The sequence below is a fragment of the Janthinobacterium kumbetense genome (genome assembly GCF_023703445.1).
GTDB classification, from domain to species: Bacteria; Pseudomonadota; Gammaproteobacteria; order Burkholderiales; family Burkholderiaceae_D; genus Janthinobacterium; species Janthinobacterium kumbetense.
The window spans coordinates 588,617-595,237 of sequence record NZ_JAMQGR010000003.1 but is presented as its reverse complement, the minus strand read 5'-3'; the positions used below and the strand labels follow the sequence as shown (position 1 = coordinate 595,237).

The 6,621-nt window shown below is 59.4% G+C and carries 6 protein-coding genes; 3 read left to right on the top strand and 3 right to left on the bottom strand.

The window, feature by feature from the left end; translation table 11 throughout:
- The first annotated feature begins 284 nt into the window (after positions 1–284).
- The 3 genes from NCG91_RS13590 (at position 285) to NCG91_RS13580 (ending at position 3,759) form a co-directional block, all read left to right on the top strand.
- The gene (locus tag NCG91_RS13590) at positions 285–1,577 is read left to right on the top strand and encodes a sensor histidine kinase (RefSeq protein WP_099665028.1); all 1,293 of its coding nucleotides are present in this window, start codon (positions 285–287) and stop codon (positions 1,575–1,577) included.
- A gap of 68 nt (positions 1,578–1,645) precedes the next feature.
- Complete coding sequence (locus NCG91_RS13585) at positions 1,646–2,404, top strand: LytR/AlgR family response regulator transcription factor (RefSeq protein WP_034751497.1); 759 nt, start codon at positions 1,646–1,648, stop codon at positions 2,402–2,404.
- Positions 2,405–2,568: 164 nt separating this feature from the next.
- Entirely contained in the window at positions 2,569–3,759 is a 1,191-nt protein-coding gene (locus NCG91_RS13580) for a PAS domain-containing sensor histidine kinase (RefSeq protein WP_251350060.1), read from the top strand.
- 46 nt (positions 3,760–3,805) lie between these two features.
- On the opposite strand, the gene NCG91_RS13575 is transcribed toward NCG91_RS13580, so the two are convergent.
- The 3 genes from NCG91_RS13575 to NCG91_RS13565 all read right to left on the bottom strand — a co-directional run bounded on the left by NCG91_RS13575 (position 3,806) and on the right by NCG91_RS13565 (position 6,592).
- Positions 3,806–4,753, bottom strand: a complete 948-nt coding sequence (locus NCG91_RS13575; protein WP_046682561.1) for a porin — start codon at positions 4,751–4,753, stop codon at positions 3,806–3,808.
- 185 nt (positions 4,754–4,938) lie between these two features.
- On the bottom strand, positions 4,939–5,589 hold the full coding sequence (locus tag NCG91_RS13570; RefSeq protein WP_230538366.1) for a class I SAM-dependent methyltransferase: 651 nt from the start codon (positions 5,587–5,589) through the stop codon (positions 4,939–4,941).
- A 61-nt stretch (positions 5,590–5,650) separates the two neighbouring features.
- A complete protein-coding gene (locus tag NCG91_RS13565) occupies positions 5,651–6,592 on the bottom strand; it encodes a CysB family HTH-type transcriptional regulator (protein WP_034751505.1) in 942 nt (313 codons plus the stop codon).
- Positions 6,593–6,621 lie beyond the last annotated feature (29 nt).

Genomic DNA, 6,621 nt, shown 5'->3' with positions numbered 1-6,621 from the left:
CGTCAACTCCTTCTTTTCTCGTCTCACTCTGCATTTGCATGCGTCGTTCAGCGAGGGGGCGAATTATAGCCGTGCCCTGCACTCTCCGCAAGCGCTATTTCCCTGCCCTCACGGCCCAGCAAGCCTTGTCTTCACTTCAAGCGCCTTTTTGTGCAGCCTGTCGCAATCGGCTGGTGTAGTTCGTGGTCTTTAGGCACAGTGGCAACATCAGACTCTGACGCGGCTCAACAAGAGGTTAAACTTGCCCGCTGCGTCGATTAACTCTTGTATTTGAAAGTGCCCCCATGCTTCCGATTTCCAGCCTGCCCCAATTGTTGAAAACCATCCTCGCTTGGTTGCAACGGGCATTCGACGCGACGACGACCTGGGTCACCCAACTGTCCTGGTGGAAATTCTTCCTGTTCGCTGCGCTGGCCCTGATCGCCGGGTCCATTTTGCAAGATGAGCTGTTCTCGTCCAGCCAGAACGAAGAAGTGGTCATCAAGTCGCACAAGCGCAGCAGCAAGGGTTCGGGTGAAACCAATATCCTGATCGACGATACGGGCATCCATTTCAATCCCCGCAACAGCAAGAACCGGCGCAGCAGCACGACGGATGCGGCCAGCGAGCCGGCAGATGCCGCCGAGGCGGACGAACACGCAAACACCGTGCCGCCGGCGCCGCCGGAACCGCCGGCCGCCCCCGCCAAGCCCAGCTACCCAGTAACGACGAATGCCTCGGGCGAAGAAGTCCATATTGAACTGCCGCCGCAAATCGGTGAAGAATTGTCGAATGCCATCGAAGAAGCGGTCGATGATGCGGCAGAACAAAAAGTGTCGCGCTATCACCAGCAAGCCTCGACCTGGTTCAAGAGCTTTGTGTCCTTGCTGGTATTGGCCCTGTTCGCCATGAAGGCCTTGGTCGGCGGCAAGAAACGCGCGGAAGCGGAAACCGTCACGGCAAACGAGGCCGCCGAGCGCGAATCCATGCAGCGCCAGCTCAGCGAAGCGAAGATGCAGATGATGCAAGCCCAGGTCGAGCCGCATTTCCTGTTCAACACGCTCGCTTCCGTCGAACACCTGATCCAGGTCGACCCGCCGCGCGCGGCCAAGATGCAGCGCAGCCTGATCCAGTATCTGCGCGCCGTGCTGCCGCAAATGCGCGACAACGCCCTGATTACCAACCTGGGCCGTGAAGCAGACATGGTGCAAGCGTACTTGAACCTGCTGAAAATGCGCATGGAAGAACGCCTGACCGTCGACTTCCAGATTCCCGACGGCCTGCGCAGCGCCGCCTTCCCGCCCATGATGCTGCAATCGATGGTGGAAAATGCCATCAAGCATGGCCTGGAAGTCAAACCCGAGGGCGGCACCCTGCGCATCGTGGCCGAAGTGGCGCACAGCAAGCTGCGCGTGACGGTGACCGATGACGGCCTGGGCTTTGGCGTGGTGCCCAGCGATGGCACGGGACTGGGTTTGCCCACCATCCGCGAGCGCCTGAAGCTGTTGCATGGCGACCAAGGCAGCCTGACCATTACGCCAAATCAACCGTCCGGCGTGTGCGCCGTGATCGAAGTGCCATATCAATTGTCCAAATAAGACAGAGTAGTTGATAAAAACGCTAAATCATTGAATAATCAATCTTCGCCTGTTCACACTTGAGACCTATGCCTACCGCTATTATTGCCGACGACGAAAGACTGATGCGCGACCAGCTGCGCCTGCGCCTGGGCCAAGCCTGGCCTGAACTGGAAATCATCGGCGAAGCCAAGAATGGCGACGAAGCGATCGAACTGGTGGAACAACTCAAACCGGACTTTGCCTTCCTCGATATCCGCATGCCGGGCAAGACGGGCATGGAAGCGGCGCAAGTGATCGGCAGCAAGACGCATATCGTCTTCGTCACGGCCTACGATAGCCACGCCGTCGAAGCCTTCGAGCGGGGCGCCGTCGACTACGTGCTCAAGCCGCCCGAGCATGAGCGCTTGCTGGTCACTGTGGAGCGCCTGAAAACGCACTTGAACAAGCCGGCCCTGGACGTCAACAGCAGCGTCACGGCCATGCTGTCGCAGCTGGCGGAAAAAATCACGGCCAAGCCCACCTACCTGCAATGGATACAGGCCAGCATCGGCCAGGACTTGCGCATGATCCCCGTGGAAGAGATCCTGTTCTTCCGTTCTGACGAGAAATACACCTGCGTGCAGACCGCCAAGTACGAGGCGCTGATCCGCAAGCCCGTGCGCGACCTGGCCGAAGAACTCGATCCTTCGCTGTTCTGGCAAATCCACCGCGCCACCCTGGTCAACGTGAATGCCATCGAAGGCGTGACGCGCGACATCCGCGGCCGCCACCTGGTGCTCATCAAAGGCAAGTCCGACAAGCTCGAAGTGAGCCGCAGCTTCTTGCACCTGTTCAAGCAAATGTAAGCCTCCCGCCGCCGCCCGGCCCAGGCCGGCGCGGCGCGCGCCCCTCTTCTTTCCCCTTCCTGCGCCACATCAAGCCACACCGCGCCAACAGGCATAGGCTATATCAAGTCCTGTCCGTCGCTCCTGTCTTGCCTGCCTTCGTTCACGTTCGCAAGGAGAATCCCATGCCTGACCGAGGCAGTTCGACACTGCTGCGCATCCTGCCGCTAGGCATGGCGGCGATGCTTTTGCTGTGCTTGTTTCCTCCACTGAAAGCCCGCCGGCAGCGGCAGGCGCGTGGCCAGGCCATCATCGACAGCGCCAGCGACGCCTTCATCAGCATCGACAGCGGGCAAATCATCCTGCATGCGAACGCGGCAGCAGCCAGATTGTTCGACGACACGCCGGCCGGCATGCGCGGCATGCGCCTGGGCCACTACATCCTGCGCGACTTGCGCACCCTGGGCGGCCTGGGCAAGCACGATGGCGATCCGCCGTTTGGCGACATCAGCCAGGAGCTGCGCCTGACGGGCCGGCGCGCCACCGATTACACGCTGACGGGACGGCGCAGCGATGGCCTCATGTTTCCCCTCGAAGGCTCGCTCTCGGCCATGCAGGAAGACGGCCATAGCGTGTTTACCATCATCGTGCGCGACATCAGCGCGCGCCAGCAGATGCATGAACAGCTGGCCCGCTCCTTTTCGCAACTGCGCGAATTGTCGAGTGCGCTGCAATCCATCCGCGAAGAGGAGCGCAAGCATATCGCGCGTGAATTGCATGATGACCTGGGGCAATTGCTGGCCACCTTACGCGTCGACCTGACCCTGGTGCGCCAGCACACGGACACCACCGAGTCCCTGCAAGCCTTGCTGCACAGCATGGATGGCTTGCTGGTGACGGCCATCACCTCGTTGCGACGCATCGCCAGCAACCTGCGTCCGCGCGCGCTCGATGAAGGGGGATTGTATTTTGCGCTGCAAAAACTGCGCCACGACTTCCTGCTGCGCCGCGCCATCCATTTCGACTTGCTGGCCGACGAGGCCGATCTCGTGCTCGACGATGCGCGCAGCACGGCCATCTACCGCATCGTGCAGGAAGCGCTGACGAATATCGCGCGCCATGCCGAGGCCAGCCACATCACCATCGCCCTGCACCGCATCGATTCCTCGCTGGCCATCAGCATCCAGGACGACGGCCGCGGGATTGCCGAACACGACCTGGAAAAAGCCACGGCCCTGGGCTTGCTGGGCATGCGCGAACGGGTGTGGGGGTTGAACGGCAGCATCCATATCGGCGCCGACAGCGAACTGGGCGGCACGCGCATCGAAATCTCGCTGCCCATGCATGCGGAGGCGGCAGCGGCGGCGATGCAATAAAAAAGGCGCCCGCAGGCGCCTTTCACTTCGCCACATCGAACGATGCTTAGAATTTGTGTGCGAGGCCGATCTGGTACGAGGTCAGCGACTTCACGCGCTCGCGGCCAGCGTAAGCGTACACGTCGGTGCGCTTCGACAGGTGGTAGTCGTAGCCGACGCCGAATTCCTTGATGGTGTCCTGATCCTTGAACTTGTTGTTGCTTTGCTCTTGCTTGCCATACGACACTTTGGCATCGCCGCCGCCAACCGTGTAGTTCAGGCCGATCAGGTAGGACTTGAATTCGCCAGTCGTGGCTACCTTGGTGTCGCCTTTCGAGTAGGCAGCCGTGATCTTGGCCGGGCCGAATTTATAGCCGCCACCGATGGACCACAGGTCAGGCTTGGCGGCCGTTGCCGTTGCTTGCACGGCTTTTTCGTAGCCGGCGTGCAAGCTGATCGGGCCGTTGTCGTAGGTTGCCAGGCCAATCACGCCTGCGTCAGCGCTGTTGACTTCGCTCAACACGTATTGCAGGCTGCCCACGAAACCTTCAAAGCTTGGGCTGTTGTAGGTCACGGCATTGTTGACGCGCGACGAACCGACGCCCGAACGCAGCAAGGTTTCATTGTTCTTGCCGACCACGCCGTAGGTGTTGAACGGATCGACGCGGGCGATGGTGCCATCGACCAGATTCTTGGTGCGACCCAGGATGGCGGTACCAAACGCGCCTTTCAGGCCCACATACGCTTGACGGTCGAACAACACGCCTTTTTGCGCGCCGGTGTCTGCCAGGAATTCACTTTCCAGGTTGAAAATTGCGGACAGGCCGCCACCCAGATCTTCCGTACCCTTGAAACCGAGGCGCGACGCGTTGTTTTCGCGTTGTACCGTCGGCTGGCCAGTGGTCTTGGCAATACCGAGGTCAACCAGGCCGTACACGGTGACGTTCGATTGTGCTTGTGCCGTAGCTGCTGCGAAGGTGCCGATGATCAATGCTGCCAGAGTAATTTTTTTCACTTGAGATTCTCTACATTAGGTTGGACAAGAGTGGTGCTGCTTAGCTGCTGAACCGAATCATGCCCACCAAATACTTCAACAATATGACATCGACAAGATGTTGTTTTTTAGCACAATGTCTTGTCAGATAAAAACAACAGGCGAAAAAAAACCGCCCGAGGGCGGCTTGTGTTGCCGTGACGGCCTTACTTCAGGCGGCAGCTCAGCAGCCAGTAGTATTCCAGGCGCTTCATGCGGATTTCGCGGGCCGAGTGGGCAAACTTCTTGCGCAGGTGGCTATCCGACGGGAAATTCTTCAGCACTTCATAGCGCTCGCCTGCCTCCGTCGTGCGGAACTGGTGGGTATTGCCTTCCAGATCGGTGCGCGCGATGACCGTGCTGCTGCCGTCGACATAGGAATTGTCGATCAGCACCAGCAGGATGTCCTTGCCCAGCTTGCTGCGCAATTGCTTCAGGTATTTGTCCTGGTCTTCGCGCTTCACGTGCGACCACCAGAAACCGGCGAACACGGCCGTGAACTTGCCCAGCAGATCGTCCGGCAGATTGAATGCGTCGAGCTTGGCGAAGGTCACGTTGTCGGGCAAGCCGCGTGCCTGGGCCAGCGCCAGCATTTCATCGTTGATATCGGTGGCCAGCACGGACTCGGCCGACTCGGCGACCACTTCCGTCCAGTAACCGGTGCCGCAAGCCAGTTCCAGCACGGTGTGGCCTTCCAGCACGTCGGCGACCTTGTCGCGCAACACTTCCAGGTCTTCCTGGCGTTCGGGCTTGTCATAGACGCGCTCGTACTGCTGCGCGATGGTGGCGTAATATTTGGCAAGCTGATCGGTAATCATTGTTTCTTCTCTTCTTAAATAATCTTGGCCAGGCACCTCGCCCGGCCGATTTCATGCATTGTTATAGTTCGTAGTGCTCTTTATCACCGCTCATCGCCTGCTCGATGAGCTTGCGGTTCAGGGTCGGCGTCAGCAACTCGATAAAGGTGTAGATATAGCTGCGCAAATACGCGCCTTGCTTGACGGCAACGCGCGACACATTCATGCCGAACAGGTGGCCGACAGGGATGGCGCGCAAGCCTTTGTCGCGCTCGGCATCGAAGGCCATACCCGCTATGATACCAATCCCCATGCCCAACTCGACATAAGTCTTGATCACGTCCGCATCGATGGCCTCCAGCAAGATGTCCGGCTTCAGGCCGCGCAGCACGAAAGCATGGTCGATTTTGTTGCGCCCGGCAAACGCGCTGTCATAGGTAATCAGAGGGAAAGCGGCGATTTCTTCCAGGGTCACGGACTTCGACTTGAGCAGCGGATGGTCGACCGGCACCACCACCACATGCTCCCATTGATAGCAGGGCAAGGTGATCAAGCCATCGATGGCGGCGATCGATTCCGTGGCGATGGCCAGGTCGGCCTGGTCGCGCTGCACCATTTCGGCGATCTGGCGCGGATTGCCTTGCAGTAACGATAATCTTACCTTCGGGAACTTCAGCATGAAGGCTTGCACCACCTTGGGCAAGGTGTAGCGCGCCTGCGTATGCGTGGTGGCAATGGTAAAGCTGCCGCTGTCCTGCGCCGCGAATTCCTTGCCGATGCGCTTCATGCTGTCGATTTCCTGCATGATCAGCTCGACCGATTCCAGCACCAGGCGGCCCGGCTCCGTCAAGCCGCGGATGCGCTTGCCGTGGCGCGTAAAAATATCCACGCCCAGCTCTTCCTCCAGCTCGATGATGGCCTTCGATACGCCCGGTTGCGACGTAAACAAGGCCTTGGCGGCGTCCGTCAGGTTGTAATTCTGCCGGACCGCTTCGCGCACGAAGCGCAGTTGATGGAGATTCATTGCTGGTTTGCCCTAGATTGCCGTGATTT